The sequence below is a fragment of the Kaistella haifensis DSM 19056 genome (assembly GCF_000735695.2).
Lineage (GTDB): Bacteria > Bacteroidota > Bacteroidia > Flavobacteriales > Weeksellaceae > Kaistella > Kaistella haifensis.
In genome coordinates this window covers 44,792-59,429 of the sequence record NZ_JASZ02000001.1, presented here as the reverse complement: position 1 = coordinate 59,429, position 14,638 = coordinate 44,792, and the positions used below count along the sequence as shown (strand labels likewise).

At 35.8% G+C, this 14,638-nt stretch carries 16 protein-coding genes; 10 read left to right on the top strand and 6 right to left on the bottom strand.

The annotated features are described in order from the left end of the window. The first annotated feature begins 26 nt into the window (after positions 1–26). Complete coding sequence (fmt, locus tag AP75_RS00300; protein ID WP_088263361.1) at positions 27–971, top strand: methionyl-tRNA formyltransferase; 945 nt, start codon at positions 27–29, stop codon at positions 969–971. A 13-nt stretch (positions 972–984) separates the two neighbouring features. Here the strand turns inward: fmt and AP75_RS00295 are convergent, their stop codons facing one another. The 3 genes from AP75_RS00295 to tsf form a co-directional block, all read right to left on the bottom strand. Then, positions 985–1,875, bottom strand: a complete 891-nt coding sequence (locus AP75_RS00295) for a T9SS type B sorting domain-containing protein (protein WP_031503510.1) — start codon at positions 1,873–1,875, stop codon at positions 985–987. Between the two features lie 11 nt (positions 1,876–1,886). After that, on the bottom strand, positions 1,887–3,017 hold the full coding sequence (locus tag AP75_RS00290; protein WP_051872673.1) for a choice-of-anchor L domain-containing protein: 1,131 nt from the start codon (positions 3,015–3,017) through the stop codon (positions 1,887–1,889). A gap of 106 nt (positions 3,018–3,123) precedes the next feature. After that, positions 3,124–3,948, bottom strand: coding sequence for a translation elongation factor Ts (gene tsf / locus AP75_RS00285; protein ID WP_031503506.1), 825 nt, complete (start codon positions 3,946–3,948; stop codon positions 3,124–3,126). A 138-nt stretch (positions 3,949–4,086) separates the two neighbouring features. On the opposite strand from tsf, the gene AP75_RS00280 reads away from it, so the two are divergent. Beyond that, positions 4,087–4,665: a DUF6759 domain-containing protein gene (locus AP75_RS00280; RefSeq protein ID WP_084186117.1), complete on the top strand. Its 579-nt coding sequence runs from the start codon at positions 4,087–4,089 to the stop codon at positions 4,663–4,665. A 9-nt stretch (positions 4,666–4,674) separates the two neighbouring features. Here AP75_RS00280 and AP75_RS00275 read toward each other — a convergent pair whose 3' ends face one another. The 3 genes from AP75_RS00275 to AP75_RS00265 are packed head-to-tail and all read right to left on the bottom strand — an operon-like array spanning position 4,675 to position 7,407. Further along, positions 4,675–5,367, bottom strand: a complete 693-nt coding sequence (locus AP75_RS00275) for a tRNA1(Val) (adenine(37)-N6)-methyltransferase (RefSeq protein WP_088263359.1) — start codon at positions 5,365–5,367, stop codon at positions 4,675–4,677. After that, positions 5,364–6,824 carry a sensor histidine kinase gene (locus AP75_RS00270; RefSeq protein ID WP_088263358.1) on the bottom strand — a complete coding sequence of 487 codons (1,461 nt, stop codon included), beginning with the start codon at positions 6,822–6,824 and terminating at the stop codon, positions 5,364–5,366. Before AP75_RS00270 ends, AP75_RS00275 begins: the two co-directional genes overlap by 4 nt. Further along, the gene (locus AP75_RS00265; RefSeq protein WP_031503503.1) at positions 6,811–7,407 is read right to left on the bottom strand and encodes a riboflavin synthase; all 597 of its coding nucleotides are present in this window, start codon (positions 7,405–7,407) and stop codon (positions 6,811–6,813) included. Before AP75_RS00265 ends, AP75_RS00270 begins: the two co-directional genes overlap by 14 nt. A 105-nt stretch (positions 7,408–7,512) precedes the next feature. On the opposite strand from AP75_RS00265, the gene pdxA reads away from it, so the two are divergent. The 8 genes from pdxA (at position 7,513) to AP75_RS00225 (ending at position 14,636) form a co-directional block, all read left to right on the top strand. After that, a complete protein-coding gene (pdxA, locus tag AP75_RS00260) occupies positions 7,513–8,607 on the top strand; it encodes a 4-hydroxythreonine-4-phosphate dehydrogenase PdxA (RefSeq protein WP_088263357.1) in 1,095 nt (364 codons plus the stop codon). An 86-nt stretch (positions 8,608–8,693) separates the two neighbouring features. Beyond that, positions 8,694–9,215, top strand: a complete 522-nt coding sequence (locus AP75_RS00255; RefSeq protein WP_031503501.1) for a YceD family protein — start codon at positions 8,694–8,696, stop codon at positions 9,213–9,215. Between the two features lie 63 nt (positions 9,216–9,278). Continuing rightward, positions 9,279–9,482, top strand: coding sequence for a 50S ribosomal protein L32 (gene rpmF, locus AP75_RS00250; RefSeq protein WP_088263356.1), 204 nt, complete (start codon positions 9,279–9,281; stop codon positions 9,480–9,482). A 114-nt stretch (positions 9,483–9,596) separates the two neighbouring features. Further along, positions 9,597–10,085 (top strand): acetyl-CoA carboxylase biotin carboxyl carrier protein, encoded by a 489-nt coding sequence (gene accB / locus AP75_RS00245; protein ID WP_031501633.1) that lies wholly within the window; start codon positions 9,597–9,599, stop codon positions 10,083–10,085. A 94-nt stretch (positions 10,086–10,179) separates the two neighbouring features. Further along, positions 10,180–11,532, top strand: coding sequence for an acetyl-CoA carboxylase biotin carboxylase subunit (gene accC / locus AP75_RS00240; protein ID WP_088263355.1), 1,353 nt, complete (start codon positions 10,180–10,182; stop codon positions 11,530–11,532). Between the two features lie 100 nt (positions 11,533–11,632). Beyond that, positions 11,633–12,883: an ornithine--oxo-acid transaminase gene (gene rocD, locus AP75_RS00235; protein WP_031504564.1), complete on the top strand. Its 1,251-nt coding sequence runs from the start codon at positions 11,633–11,635 to the stop codon at positions 12,881–12,883. Between the two features lie 3 nt (positions 12,884–12,886). Continuing rightward, on the top strand, positions 12,887–13,636 hold the full coding sequence (locus AP75_RS00230; RefSeq protein ID WP_031504566.1) for a glycosyltransferase family 2 protein: 750 nt from the start codon (positions 12,887–12,889) through the stop codon (positions 13,634–13,636). A 229-nt stretch (positions 13,637–13,865) separates the two neighbouring features. Further along, positions 13,866–14,636, top strand: a complete 771-nt coding sequence (locus AP75_RS00225) for a hypothetical protein (RefSeq protein ID WP_143755755.1) — start codon at positions 13,866–13,868, stop codon at positions 14,634–14,636. Positions 14,637–14,638: the final 2 nt, after the last annotated feature.

Below are 14,638 nucleotides of genomic sequence, written 5' to 3'. Positions count from 1 at the left end.
CAATTTTCCTAAAAGAATATTACGCAATGAAATCATTAAAAGTTGTCTTCTTCGGAACTCCCGAATTTGCTAAAAATTCCTTGAAAGCCATTCACGAATCCAATCACGAAGTTGTGGGAGTGGTGACGGTGGCAGATAAAGCCAGCGGACGTGGACAAAAAATTCATGAATCGCCAGTGAAAACGTATGCCGTAGAAAATAATCTTCGCGTTTTTCAGCCGGAAAAATTGCGAAATCCTGAGTTTTTAAATGAAATTAGGAATTTAAATGCCGATGTTTTTGTGGTAGTAGCATTTCGAATGATGCCGAAAATTTTATTTGAAATGCCAGAAATGGGAACTTTCAACCTACACGCATCTTTGTTGCCCGATTATCGTGGCGCAGCGCCAATTAATTATGCGATCATCAACGGGGAAAAGAAAACTGGTGCGACAACTTTTTTCATTAATGAAAAAATAGATGAAGGAAACATTCTTTTGCAAGAAGAAATTGAAATTTCAGCTGATGAAAATGCTGGGATGCTACACGATCGGTTAATGGAAATGGGCGCAAAACTCGTTGTGAAAACTTTGGATGGACTGGCTGATAATTCAATTCAGGAAAAACCTCAACCGAATGTAGAACATCCAAAAAATGCATTTAAAATTTTCAAGGAAGACACGAGAATTAATTGGGACTTGAATTCCGAAAATATTCACAATTTCATTCGCGGAATGTCTCCGTATCCTTGTGCTTTTACGACGATTAAAATTGGTGAGGACGAAAAATCCTTGAAGATTTATGAAGGAAAATTTGAAATTTCTGCTCATGAAAAAACTCCCGGAAGTTTAGAAATTGACAAAAATCAATTCAAAATTTACACAAAAGACGGCGCTTATTTCCCAGAAGAACTGCAACTAGAAGGCAAAAAAAGAATGAATGTGAAAGCTTTTCTTAATGGTTTTCAGCATTTCGATTCAATTTCGAGATAATATTTGCGAGAAATTAATTTCTGTTTTTCAGTAAAATCCAACCTTCATAGGAAACGGGCAATTTCGTATCCGGTTCGATCCAATTCAAAATATACCAGTAATTCCCGGTTGGTAAAGCTTTTCCGTTGGTGGTTCCGTCCCAAAGGTAATTTTTGTCTGAAGATTGAAAAACCATATTTCCATAACGATCAAATATTTCGATGCGCACATTTTCTTTGATTTTTAAATCGGAATAATCCAACACATCATTGAATCCATCGTTGTTTGGAGTAATTACGTTGATTAAATTAATTACCAAAAATTGCTTTTCAATGATTTCACATTTTTTGGAATCTCGAACGTACATCGTATGAAGCCCGCGTGGAATATTGGTGAAGATATTTGAACTTGTAAAATTGGTACCATCCATGGAATATTCATAGCCGGGATTTCCACCGGAAACATAGACCGTCGCGGTGTTTCCGGTCACGTCAATATTGGTAATTTCTGGAAGTTGCGCTGCGAAAACCGTAACATCCTGTTCCAAAGTGCAATCGTTTTGAGAAGTGAGTTCCACCTTATATTTCCCAACAGGAATATCAGAAATCTCGTTGAGCATGTCTCCTTCAGCGATAATTTCGCCGTTTTCTTTCATCCATCTATAATGTTTAAAACCTGTTTCTGCTTTCAGAGTTGTCGTAGCATTTGGACAAATTGTTTGATCCACCAGATTAACGGATTTTTTTGGAGTATTTAGGTGAAGTGTTGCATTCACAACTGGGCAATTTCCGCTTTTTACTTGTGCGTAAATAATCGTGTCATCGGTGTAAGAGAAATTGTCGGGAAGTAGATCTGTATGAGCGGAATCTGAATAATATTTAACCTCAAAATAATTTTTGTAATTGGAAATAAATTGAGCATTCAAATCTTGAAGATTTAATTGAATTGGTGCGCCGTTATTATCATTACAAAATTTTTTTTAGAAACATTGGGTATTTCCGAAAATTCAATTCGGATTGAACCTTTTAGTTGGCAACCGGAATCATCAATGTTTACTTCATAATATCCATTTTCGGTAACCACATAATTTGCTAAGTTTGCACCTGGAATTGCAACTCCATCTTTATACCAAATATAAGTTGCTCCGGGAGTAGTAGCATTTAAAATGATGCTCGTATTTTCGCATAGTGCAGTGCCATCCATTATCAGACGATCTTGGCCTAGATCTTTGGAGCCGATGAAGCTTCCGCCTTTCAAGAAAACTGCAGAATCAAAGCGTCCTGTATCATCCCCATGATCAGCGATTACCAATTTGATGTGATAGGTTTGTCCGACTTCTATATTAGCTTTCGCGGTAAGTGTTTTGGTTTGTCCGTTGAAGTTAGTTGGAGTTTCTTCTTCATTAAAACTTCCAAAATAGCTTACATTTTTAGGGCAATTTTCTGCTGCATTGATGGTTGTGGTGGAGACCGGAGTAGTAGTTCCTGGAACCGTTGCGATATTTTGATAAGGTTCCGCCGAATTTTTCTTTTTAATAAGAAAAGCAAATGCATCAGAGTAATCGCAATTATCCCTTCTATATTCTTCGGAAAGGAACATATATTCAAAGCTTATTTCACTGTATTTTAAGGAAACGAAATCAAATTCTAGGATCGTTGCATTTAAAATATTATCAGAGTTTAAACTATTATTATTTAGTGTTTCTATTAAATCTGGATCACCGCCCCAGTTTCTTTCGGCAAATGGATCGGTTCGTTTTTCTGTTTGAATGAAATTATTAGGACCCACCGCTTGCAAAGCACTTCCCGTGGAGAGAATAATACCTTCCTGCATTTCAAATGAGCTTCCGTTTTTATTGAAATATCCGTAACTCTTATTGCCACTTCCGAAATCGTAACCGCTGATGCTGGCATTATCGACCGAAATACATGAAGAACCGACCCCTCCGAAGAACACGTCTTTCACCAGTTGATTTGCATCATAATTGGTATCCACGCTTATGTACTGCGCCGGTAGGAGCACGGAACTGAAAAGAAAAATTAAACAATAGTTGAAAATTTTATTCATGTTTTTCTAATGAAAATGGAAGGCAAAATTACTCCGAAATTATCGGAAAAAAAATCTCCTGCGAAGATTTTTCGCAGGAGATAATTATATTTTCTATAGAAGAAGATTATGCAAGACTTACTCTTACGAAACCTAATACTTTTAGATCTGGGTTTACAGATTTTACATAATCAGCAACAGATAGGCTTCCGTCTTTGATGAAAGCTTGGTGTACCAAAGTGTTGTCTTTGTAGAAACGCTGCATTTTTCCTTTAAGGATGTTATCAATAATGTTTGCAGGTTTACCTTCTTTAGTTAAAATATCTCTTTCGATTTCTAGTTCTTTATCGATAGTTTCTTGAGAAACTTGTGTTTCGTCAAGCGCAATTGGGTTCATTGCAGCAATTTGCATAGAAACCGCTTTAGCAGCATCAGCAGCACCTTCTACGTTTGCAGATAGAGAAGTGATCGCAGCGATTTTGTTTCCAGCGTGGATATAAGCACCTAAGAAAGGACCTTCGATTCTTTCGAAAGAACCGATTTCGATTTTCTCACCAATTACACCTGTTTGCTCTACTAATTTTTCAGCAACAGTAGTTCCGTGGAAATCAGATGCCAAAAATTCTTCTTTGTTTGCATAGAAGACTGCTTGTTCAGCAAGTTCGTGAGCCAATTCAACAAAAGCGTCGTTTTTCGCAACGAAATCAGTTTCGCAGTTCAAAGCGATGATCGCTCCCATTGTATTATCCTCGTTTACTTTAGCAATTACAGCACCTTCGGTAGATTCTCTATCCGCTCTGTTAGCAGCTACTTTTTGTCCTTTTTTTCTAAGGATTTCGATAGCTTTTTCGAAGTCTCCTTCCGCTTCTACCAATGCTTTTTTGCAGTCCATCATTCCTGCTCCTGTTGTGTTTCTTAATTTAGCTACGTCTGCAGCAACCGGTGTATACATAGAATTGTTTTTTTTATGATTAAAATTTGTTTATTTAGCTTATTTTTGAGCGTTGCAAAGATAATAAATTTCACACAAACTAAAAAGAAGATTTCTTCGTTATTATTAAAATTTAAGTTCCTAAAAATCATTCCTTTAATGAAAAAATATTTTTATATTCTGTTTTTTTTGGTTTCCGCTTTTTCCTCTGCACAAGCTCAGTACACGGTAACTCAAGTAGAAAATAGTACCGATCCGCAGGTGATTGCTACTTTTATTAAAAACAATCCCAATCACCCGAAAACACCGGAATTCAAAAGAAAACTAATAGCAGCAATAAATAATAATAAGCCTGCAAGCCAGAAAGCAGCAAGTGCAAAACCAAATGTACAACCTATCAGCACTGCGAAACTGAAAAATGACATCAAAAAAGATGTTGCAAAAGATGGCGTAAACGATAAAAACAAACGTACCGCCGAGTTGCTCACTCATCTTTTCAACACAGATCCAAGCACCAAAGTAGCCTATATTCAGATTATTAATCGCTCGAAGTGCAATTTGATCGTGAAAATTAGCGGAAAAAGATTTTATAATTTAGATGTTCCGGCCAAAAGCCAAAATTATATTTTAGTGGATAAAGGAAATTATACTTTAACCACGATGGTTTGTGATGCTAAATATACTTCAGCCAAAAATGTTTCTAAAGATATTGTGGTAACGCTAAATTCACCTAAATAATTCCCCTGTCTATTTGAAAACATGAAAATCTCTGGTTAGCTCTAAATATTCGTCGGAATATTGTCTGGATGATTTTTCAATATAAAACTCGGATTCATCCGGGTTTTTTTTGTGAAATCCAAATTCTAGAACGCAACGTTTCGTCGGAGCATTTTTAATACCAGAAATATTAATTTTTCGGTGTAAATGAAGTTGGTTTTCAATGCAAATTTGGATGAAATCATCTGCAGAATCATGTGGAATAATTACCGAAAACAGCCCGTTTTCAGATAAAAGTTGGCTCGCTTTTTCACAAAGATTTTGAAAAGACAACTCGGTTTGTTGCCTCGCCAAAATGTCTTTCTGTGAAGGATTTTCTTCAAAATAAGGAGGATTAGAGAAGATCAAATCGAATTTCTCATTGGTTTTCCATGATTTTAAATCTTGATGTACCGCGCTGATTCTCTCTTGAAATGGCGAGTTAGCGAAATTTTCGTTCGCTAATTGTACGGCTTCCGGATTAATATCGATGGCTAAGATCGCGGTAGTTTGATTTCGTTGGGTAACCATCAATGAGATTAATCCTGTTCCTGTTCCGATTTCTAATGCTTTTTTAGCATTTAAAACTGAACATAGCGAACCGAGTAAAACCCCGTCGGTTCCTACTCTAAAGACTTTTTTGGATTGTTGGATTTCAAATCTTTTAAATTGAAAAGGCTTCATGAAGGAAGATTAGAAGGAAATGAAATCGTGAAAGTTGAACCCTTATCTACTTCAGATTTTACCGAAATTTCACCTTTGTATTCTTCCACCATCTTTCGTACCATCGTTAAACCGAGTCCTGTACCACTGGTTTTTGAGGTGAAATTGGGTTCGAAAATTCGATCGTACATTTCCTCGGGAATTCCGACGCCGTTGTCTTCAACTTCAATGATGATTCTCTTTTGTCGTTGCTCCACATTTACATTGATAATGCTTTCAATATCGGTATTGCGGGCTTGTCGGGCGTTGGTGATTAAATTGGTAATAATTCTGGAGAGGTAAATTTTATCCATTTCAACCATGATGGAGATCTTGTTGGAATGGAAATAAATTCGCTCATCGCTGAAAACATTTATGATATTCCTAATTTCATCATTAAGATCGAAAAGTTCATTGTTCTTTTCCGGGAGTTGTGCAAATTGAGAAAAAGCATTTGCTACCGCGGTAATCAAATCGATTTGATCTACCATTGTTCGGCTAAGATTCTTTACTTTATCACGAATATTCGGATCGGTTGGATCAAATTTTCTTTCGAAATTCTGTATGGTGAGTTTCATTGGAGTTAGCGGATTTTTCACTTCGTGGGCAACTTGCTTTGCCATTTCTCGCCATGCAACTTCTTTTTCTTTGAAACTGAGTCTTTCTTTTTGATCTTTTATTTGAAGAATCATCCGGTTGTAAGCTTTTACCAAAGGTTTGAGCTCATCGTTTTGGTGGTACTTGATTGGTTTCGGATCTTCGTCTAATAATGTGATTTTTGTAATGATATTTGAAAATTTAGACAAGGCTTTGGTTAGGTTGTTCGAAATAATCCAGCTGAGCCAAATCCCAAGTCCGATAATTATTAGATTTACAATAAACATATAATTTACATATTTATTGAAAACCTCGAAATAGGAACCATCATTATGATAATAGGGAAAATAAACAATGCCGATCGGTTCCAGCATGTTATTTTTCAGGATCATGTACGATGAGGTGAGATTGGAATCTGTTTTTTCGTCGTATTTCTGAAAATCGACTCTTTTGTCAGTTTTCAGTACGCTATTTACAATATTTATGGGGATTTTTTTTTCGGCAATCAAATTAACGTCTTTATTGGAAATCAAAAAATTTCCTGCCAAATCGTAGATGATGATGTCTTGATTGTTGATGTCCGCAATTTCAAAAATATCATTTGCTAAAATCTTGGGCAAATCAGTGGTTTGCACTCGGGTATGGCTTACCGAATAATCGAGCGCAGAAAGTAACGATTCTGACTTTCTTTGCAAATCGGTTCTGCTTTGTTCAATTGCGTTATTCTTTAAAATATAATAAAAAAGACCTGATGAGATAATAATACTGACCAAACAAATCAGCATAAATCCTCCGAAAACTTTATTTCTTAAACTATAACCTTTGTATTTAGTGAATGGCATTTCTTCTCATCAGTTTCGTTACATATTTTCCAATAATGTCGAATTCTAAATTGACTAAATCACCAGTTTTGAGGTTTTTCATATTCGTAAATTCCCAAGTATAAGGAATTATTGCAACAGAAAATTTACCAAATCCACTTTCGGCAACAGTTAAGCTAATTCCATTCACGGTGATCGATCCTTGCGGGACGGTTACGAAATCATCGGTTTCATCATAATTGATGGTGATGAGGTAGCTGCCATCTCTGTCTTCAATGCTTTTTACAGTTCCGGTTTTATCGACATGTCCCTGAACGATGTGTCCGTCCAGTCTTCCATCAAACTTCAAACACCGTTCCAAATTCACCTCAGTTCCCAATTTCCATTGGTTAAGATTTGTTTTTTCTAAAGTTTCGGCAATTGCCGTTACGCTGTAGTTTTGGTCAGTAATTTCTACCACAGTAAGGCAACAGCCGTTGTGCGCTAAACTTTGATCAATTTTAAGCTCTTGGGTGAATGGGCAATTTAATGTAAAATTAATGTTTTCGCCACTGCCCTCAATTTTTTCGATGATGGCGGTAGCTTCGATAATTCCTGTAAACATAGGGTAAGATTTGTGGGGAAAAGTCAAGTTTTAAATAAATTCCGAATAGTTATTTCTAAATTCCTAAATTTGTGAAATTCTATTAATCTTCAAAGATAATTAAAAATGAGTTCTAAACAGCACAAAGTAAGAGTAGGAATTTCGATTGGTGATTTCAATGGTATCGGGCCGGAGATCATTATGAAAGCTCTAAAAGATAAAGCAATTACCGATTTTTTTACTCCTATTATTTTTGGCTCCGGGAAATTATTTACTTACCAGAAGAATATTTTTAAGCTACAACAACTCAATTTTAATTATATCACCGACGCTACACAAGCGCAAAGCGATAAAATTAATATGGTGAATCTTACCAAAGAGAATGTAAATGTGGAAATGGGTGTTCCTACGGAAGAATCTACTAGAATGGCGATAGATTCTTTGGAAGCTGCAACCAATGCACTGATCAAAGGCGATATAGATGTTTTGGTGACCGCACCTATCAATAAAGATGAAATGATGAAACATGGTTTTGCACACGCAGGGCATACCGGTTATCTGGAAGAAAAATTCGGAAAGAAAGGATTGATGTTTTTGGTGACCAATGATTTGAAAGTGGCGGTGTCCACGCATCATATTCCGATTTCACAAGTAGCGGAAAGTATTTCAAAAGATAAAATAAAGAAACAAATCAAAATGCTAAACCAATGTTTGGTAGAAGATTTCCAAATCCCAAGACCGAAAATTGCAGTTTTAGGACTGAATCCACATGCCGGAGATGGTGGAGTGATCGGTACAGAAGAAATCGAAATCATTGAACCTGCAATCAACGAGCTTTTTGACAACGGAGTTTTGACTTTTGGTCCATTTCCGGCAGACAGCTTTTTCCAGCCGAATAAGTATAAAAATTATGATGCTGTTTTAGCAATGTACCACGACCAAGGTTTAGCTCCATTCAAAACCATTGCATACGAAGAGGGCGTCAATTATACCGCCGGTTTACCTTTCATAAGAACATCACCTGATCATGGAGTGGCTTATGACATTGCTGGGAAAAATGTTGCTAATGAACAAAGTTTTAGCGAAGCATTGTTTATGGCTGTTAAAATTTTTAAAAATAGACAAGAATATAATGACTTAATGACCAACCGAATGCGACCTCGAAGAAATTCCGCAAACAATGGTGTTGATGAGGATCTTCCGGACGAAAATGGGCATTAAGATTCTGAAAAAATATTTTCTTAATTATTTGTTTTAAAATTTATTTGTAATATTAAAAAATTTGCATATTTTTGCACACTCATTTTATGGACAAGTTTAGAAACTACGATATCGTGTTTTCAGGACAAAAAAACGGTCAACACGAATTCCAATTTGAGATAGATAAAGCGTTCTTTCAACTTTTCGATACTGAACAAGAGTTTACAGATCCTAAAATTGTTGCAGATGTTTTCATGATGAAACACAGCACTTTTTTGGAGTTCGAAATTGAAATTTCCGGAATTGTAAATTTGGTTTGTGATATTACCACAGAAAATTTTGATCACGGTGTACAAAACGAGATTAAAGTTTTGGTAAAATTCGGAACAGAGTATGATGACAGCGAAGAAGATGTCATCACCATCCCGAGTACAGACCACGCTTTCAACGTAGCACAGCTGATTTATGAAGTCGTAATGCTGTCGATACCGATGAAGAAAATTTCACCAAATGTTTCCGATGAAGATCTGGAAATATTGGAAAAGTTCAGCCCGAAAGAAGAAGTTGAAGAAGAACAGGATATCGACCCGAGATGGGAAGCATTGAAAAAGTTAAAAGATAAAAATTAAATAGTTTAAATGATGAGAATTGAGAAATCAAACCTCATCGCTCATCAAACAAAATTATAAGAAATGGCACATCCAAAGAGAAGACAATCGTCAACAAGAAGAGATAAGAGAAGAACCCACTACAAAGCGGTAGTTCCTCAATTAGCAAAAGATGCAACTTCAGGTGAAATGCACCTTTATCACAGAGCGCACTGGCATGAAGGAAAACTTTACTACAGAGGAAAAGTAGTAATGGAAAAAACAGAAGAAACTACAGAAGAAAACTAAGAGATAATCTTAGAAAACATTCAATTTTATAACAAAACCACTCGATTTTTTCAATTTTGAGTGGTTTTTTGTTGTTTTTTAGTATCTTTGGCATAATAACAAATACCACATATAATGGACATTAAAGACATACAAAATCTCATCAAATTTGTGTCTAAAGCAGAAGTTTCTGAAGTAAAATACAAAACAAAAGATTTTGAAATTACCATCAAAACTCCACTCGCAGGTAGCGAAATGAGTTATGTATCTCAACCTGCAGTGTATCATTCTGCACCGCAACAAGCTCCTTCAGCATCCGCACCACAACAGGTAACACAATCGGCTGCTCCGTCTTCTACAGAACCTTCTTCGGACGACAGTAAGTACGTTACCATTAAATCCCCGATGATTGGTACTTTCTACAGAAAACCTTCTCCAGATAAAGATGTTTTCGTAAATGTAGGAGACGAAGTTTCAAATGGAAAAGTAGTGTGCGTAATTGAAGCGATGAAACTTTTCAACCAGATTGAGTCTGAAATTTCCGGGAAAATTGTGAAAATCTTAGTGGATGACGCTTCGCCGGTAGAATACGACCAACCTTTATTCTTGGTTGATCCATCTTAGGAATTTTAAATGATAAATGATAAATTTTAGATGAATATAGCTCATTTAAAATAATTTAAAATTCAGAATTTAAAATTTAAAATTACAGAAAAAGATGTTCAAAAAAATATTAATAGCTAATCGTGGCGAAATTGCAATGCGTATTCTGCGTACTTGCAAAGAGATGGGGATTAAAACGGTGGCGGTTTATTCCACAGCGGATAAAGACAGTCTTCATGTAAGATTTGCGGATGAGGCTGTATGTATAGGCCCACCGATGAGCAAAGATTCTTATCTGAAAATCTCAAACATCATCGCAGCTGCAGAAATTACCAATGCTGATGCAATTCACCCGGGATACGGATTTTTATCAGAAAATTCAAATTTCTCCAGAATCTGTCAGGAAAACGGAATTAAGTTCATTGGAGCAACTCCTGAACAGATTGACAGAATGGGCGATAAGGCAAACGCAAAAGCGACTATGAAAGAAGCCGGTGTTCCTTGTGTTCCTGGTTCTGAAGGTTTGATCGATGGCTATGAAACCGCTGCAAAACTTGCTGCTGAAATCGGTTATCCTGTAATGATTAAGGCAACTGCAGGTGGTGGCGGAAAAGGAATGAGAGCTGTTTGGAAAGCAGAAGATCTTCTACAACATTGGGATTCTGCAGTGCAAGAAGCTACAGCCGCGTTCGGAAACGGAGGTATGTATATGGAAAAACTCATCGTAGAACCGCGACATATCGAGATTCAAATTGCAGGTGACCAATACGGAAAAGCTTGCCATTTGTCTGAAAGAGATTGTTCTGTTCAAAGAAGAAACCAAAAACTTACAGAAGAAACTCCTTCGCCTTTCATGACAGATGAATTGCGTGAAAAAATGGGAAATGCGGCGGTGAAAGCAGCTGAATATATCGGATACGAAGGCGTTGGAACCATCGAATTCTTGGTGGATAAAGACAGAAATTTCTATTTTATGGAAATGAATACCAGAATCCAAGTTGAACATCCCATTACTGAGCAAGTGGTAGATTATGATTTGATCAGAGAGCAGATTTTGTTGGCTTCCGGAACCCCAATTTCAGGACTTAATTATTATCCAAAACTTCATTCTATTGAATGCAGAATTAATGCAGAAGATCCATATAATGATTTCCGCCCATCACCAGGCAAAATCACAGGTCTGAACATTCCAGGAGGACACGGAATTCGTGTTGATACGCATGTATACTCAGGATATTCTATCCCGTCCAACTACGATTCGATGATTGCAAAATTAATTACTACTGCACAAACTCGTGAAGAAGCAATTGCAAAAATGAAGCGTGCATTGGAGGAATTTTACATCGAAGGAGTGAAAACTACCATTCCTTTCCACAGACAATTGATGGAAAATGAAGATTATATTGCCGGAAATTACACCACAAAATTCATGGAAGATTTTGTGATGGATAAAAGCTTTGATCATTAATTGTCATTGAATATAAATCATAAGACTAGTAGAAATATTAGTCTTTTTTTATGTCGTTATTTTAGGGATTAAATTATTAACTTTGTAAAAAAGCAAATTTATGTCGACAACATCAACAACAAAAAATTCACAATATTACATCGATTTAGAAAATAAGCATGGTGCCCATAATTATCATCCACTTCCGGTAGTTTTAGAAAAGGGGGAAGGTGTTTTTGTTTGGGATGTTGAAGGAAAGAAATATTATGATTTTTTGTCTGCATATTCTGCAGTAAATCAGGGACATTCTCATCCTAAAATTGTTGATGCATTGGTAAATCAGGCACAGAAATTAGCTTTAACTTCACGTGCTTTCTACAATTCAAATTTAGGTGAATACGAGAAAAAAATCACCGAACTTTTGGGTTTTGATAAGGTTTTGCCAATGAATTCAGGTGCAGAAGCTGTTGAAACTGCCGTGAAATTAGCCAGAAAATGGAGTTATGAAGTAAAAGGAGTTTCCGAAAACGCAGCAAAAATAGTCGTTTGTGAAAATAATTTTCACGGAAGAACCACTACGATTGTTTCTTTTTCCAACGATCCAGATGCTAATAACAATTACGGACCTTTCACTCCAGGGTTTGTGAAAATTCCTTATAACGATTTGGATGCTTTAGCAAAAACTCTTGAAAATGATGCTGAAAATATTGCAGCATTTTTGGTAGAACCCATTCAAGGTGAAGCCGGAGTATATGTTCCAGACGAAAATTATCTGAAAAAAGCGGCTGAACTTTGCCAGAAATATTATGTACTTTTCATTGCTGATGAAGTACAAACCGGAATTGCAAGAACAGGAAAACTGATTGCTTGTCATCACGAAAATGTACAACCCGATATTTTGATCTTGGGAAAAGCGCTTTCCGGAGGGATGTATCCCGTTTCAGCGGTTTTAGCGAATGATGAAATTATGAATGTGATTCATCCCGGACAACACGGTTCTACTTTCGGAGGAAATCCTATTGCTTGTGCAGTTGCCATTGCAGCATTGGATGTTGTGGAAGAAGAGAATCTTTCTGAAAGAGCAGAAGAATTGGGAAAACTTTTCAGAGGCGAAATCGAAAAACTTATCGAGAAAACAGATTTAATCACCAAAGTTCGAGGAAAAGGATTGCTCAATGCGATTTTAATAAACGATACACCTGAAAGTTCTACCGCTTGGAATCTTTGTCTTCAACTCAAAGAAAATGGTTTGCTGGCAAAACCAACTCACGGAAACATCATCCGTCTAGCTCCACCTTTGGTAATTACAGAAGAACAATTGATGGAATGTGTGGCGATTATTGAGAAAACGATAACGGAGTATAAGAAATAATTGGTGGGAATTTCTGTAGTAATCAATACCTATAATGCGGCGTTGCATTTGGAAAAAGTGTTGGAATCTGTAAAAGATTTCGATGAGATTTTAATTTGCGATATGCACAGTTCGGATTCAACGCTCGAAATTGCCAAAAAATACCACTGCAATATTATTTTTCACGAAAAAATAAGCTTTGTAGAACCCGCACGAAATTTTGCGATACAAAGTGCCAAGAACGATTGGGTGCTACTTTTGGATGCTGATGAGGGCATCACTATCGATTTAAAGACCAAATTATATCAGTTTAAAAATAATCAAGAAGGCAATACAGCATTGGCAATTCCACGAAAAAACTATTTTTTAGGAAAATGGATGCGTGCGGCTTATCCGGATTATGTTTATCGATTTTTTCGCAAAGACAGCATAGTGTGGCCGCCTTTCATTCATTCGAAACCGGAAATCAGCGGGAAAGTGGTGAAGATTTCTCCACAAGAGAAAAATCTTGCTTTAGAGCATCTTGCAGACGATTCAATTTCGGTGATTTTAGAAAAAAACAATACTTATTCTACAGCTGAAATAGCTAAAAGAAAAGGAAAGAAAGTGAGTTTCGGGAAGCTGATTTACTCTCCGTTTTTTTGGTTTTTTAAATATTACGTGATCAAAAAAGGATTTTTAGACGGTAAGGAAGGCTTAATATTTGCTACTTTAAAAGCGCAATACAAATTTAATACTTTAGCTAAAATTATAGAATCCGAATCCAATGCTTGAAAAATCAGTTAAAGGCAAATCTTTTATTTTAATTATTCCTAATGATTTTAAGATCTATGAAATTTTCGAATTTAATATTCAAAAGTTTGGATTTGATTTAACATCGATTGTTCCTGCGGATTTTAAGTATGAAAATAATCTTCTACGCGTAAAAAATTTTTTCTTAAAGAATTTTTTTGGCAATCGAACCTATAAAAAAAAACTGATTAGAAAATTCCGTTCAAGCCATATGTGTCAAGAAATTGGTCATCTGAGGGAAAAAAGTATTGATTATATCTTAATCATCAGACCGGATATTTTTGATCAGGAAACCATTGAAAAATTGATGAATATTGGAAAAAAGGTGGTTGGATATCAGTGGGACGGTTTGAAACGTTACCCGGAAGTATTTAACTGTATCCCTCTTTTCGAGAAATTTCTCATTTTTGATGAAAATGATTACAAAAATTATCATATTCAATTCCCAAATATTGAGTTATGCGATAATTTTTTCTTTGATTTTGATGACGAAGCGGAAAATTGTTCGAAAAATAATACCATTTATTACGTCGGTTCTTATATAGAAAATAGAATTGATGATTTAATTTATACAATGGATGAACTTGCTAAATTCGATGTGAATTTTGATATAAACTTAAAGTATTTTCGTTCCAAAAAGCCTATTAACAAACCATATATTAAATTTTTCAAAGACAATTTTACTTTCAAAGATAATATCAAACGACTAAAATCGGCAAGCGTGATTTTAGATTTTAAAGTACTGGAACATAACGGTTTGTCCTTAAGGTTTTTTGAATCACTTCGGTATGAGAAAAAAATTATTACGAATAATAAAACCGTAATGGAATATAATTTTTATAATCCACAAAACATTTTTATTATTCATCATGATGATATTGCCAGGTTGGGTGAGTTTCTCAGTTCGCCTTACATGCAGATTCCTGTAGAAATTGTTGATCAGTATTCTTTCAGCAGTTGGTTGAGCAGATATGTTTTGTAATT

What these genes read in the sequence shown, in the direction of transcription:
- fmt (WP_088263361.1), top strand. Translation starts at nt 27, where the DNA reads ATGAAATCATTAAAAGTTGTCTTCTTCGGAACTCCCGAATTTGCTAAA.
- AP75_RS00290 (WP_051872673.1), bottom strand. Translation starts at nt 3,017, where the DNA reads ATGAATAAAATTTTCAACTATTGTTTAATTTTTCTTTTCAGTTCCGTG.
- tsf (WP_031503506.1), bottom strand. Translation starts at nt 3,948, where the DNA reads ATGTATACACCGGTTGCTGCAGACGTAGCTAAATTAAGAAACACAACA.
- AP75_RS00280 (WP_084186117.1), top strand. Translation starts at nt 4,087, where the DNA reads ATGAAAAAATATTTTTATATTCTGTTTTTTTTGGTTTCCGCTTTTTCC.
- AP75_RS00275 (WP_088263359.1), bottom strand. Translation starts at nt 5,367, where the DNA reads ATGAAGCCTTTTCAATTTAAAAGATTTGAAATCCAACAATCCAAAAAA.
- AP75_RS00270 (WP_088263358.1), bottom strand. Translation starts at nt 6,824, where the DNA reads ATGCCATTCACTAAATACAAAGGTTATAGTTTAAGAAATAAAGTTTTC.
- AP75_RS00265 (WP_031503503.1), bottom strand. Translation starts at nt 7,407, where the DNA reads ATGTTTACAGGAATTATCGAAGCTACCGCCATCATCGAAAAAATTGAG.
- pdxA (WP_088263357.1), top strand. Translation starts at nt 7,513, where the DNA reads ATGAGTTCTAAACAGCACAAAGTAAGAGTAGGAATTTCGATTGGTGAT.
- AP75_RS00255 (WP_031503501.1), top strand. Translation starts at nt 8,694, where the DNA reads ATGGACAAGTTTAGAAACTACGATATCGTGTTTTCAGGACAAAAAAAC.
- rpmF (WP_088263356.1), top strand. Translation starts at nt 9,279, where the DNA reads ATGGCACATCCAAAGAGAAGACAATCGTCAACAAGAAGAGATAAGAGA.
- accB (WP_031501633.1), top strand. Translation starts at nt 9,597, where the DNA reads ATGGACATTAAAGACATACAAAATCTCATCAAATTTGTGTCTAAAGCA.
- accC (WP_088263355.1), top strand. Translation starts at nt 10,180, where the DNA reads ATGTTCAAAAAAATATTAATAGCTAATCGTGGCGAAATTGCAATGCGT.
- rocD (WP_031504564.1), top strand. Translation starts at nt 11,633, where the DNA reads ATGTCGACAACATCAACAACAAAAAATTCACAATATTACATCGATTTA.
- AP75_RS00225 (WP_143755755.1), top strand. Translation starts at nt 13,866, where the DNA reads ATGTGTCAAGAAATTGGTCATCTGAGGGAAAAAAGTATTGATTATATC.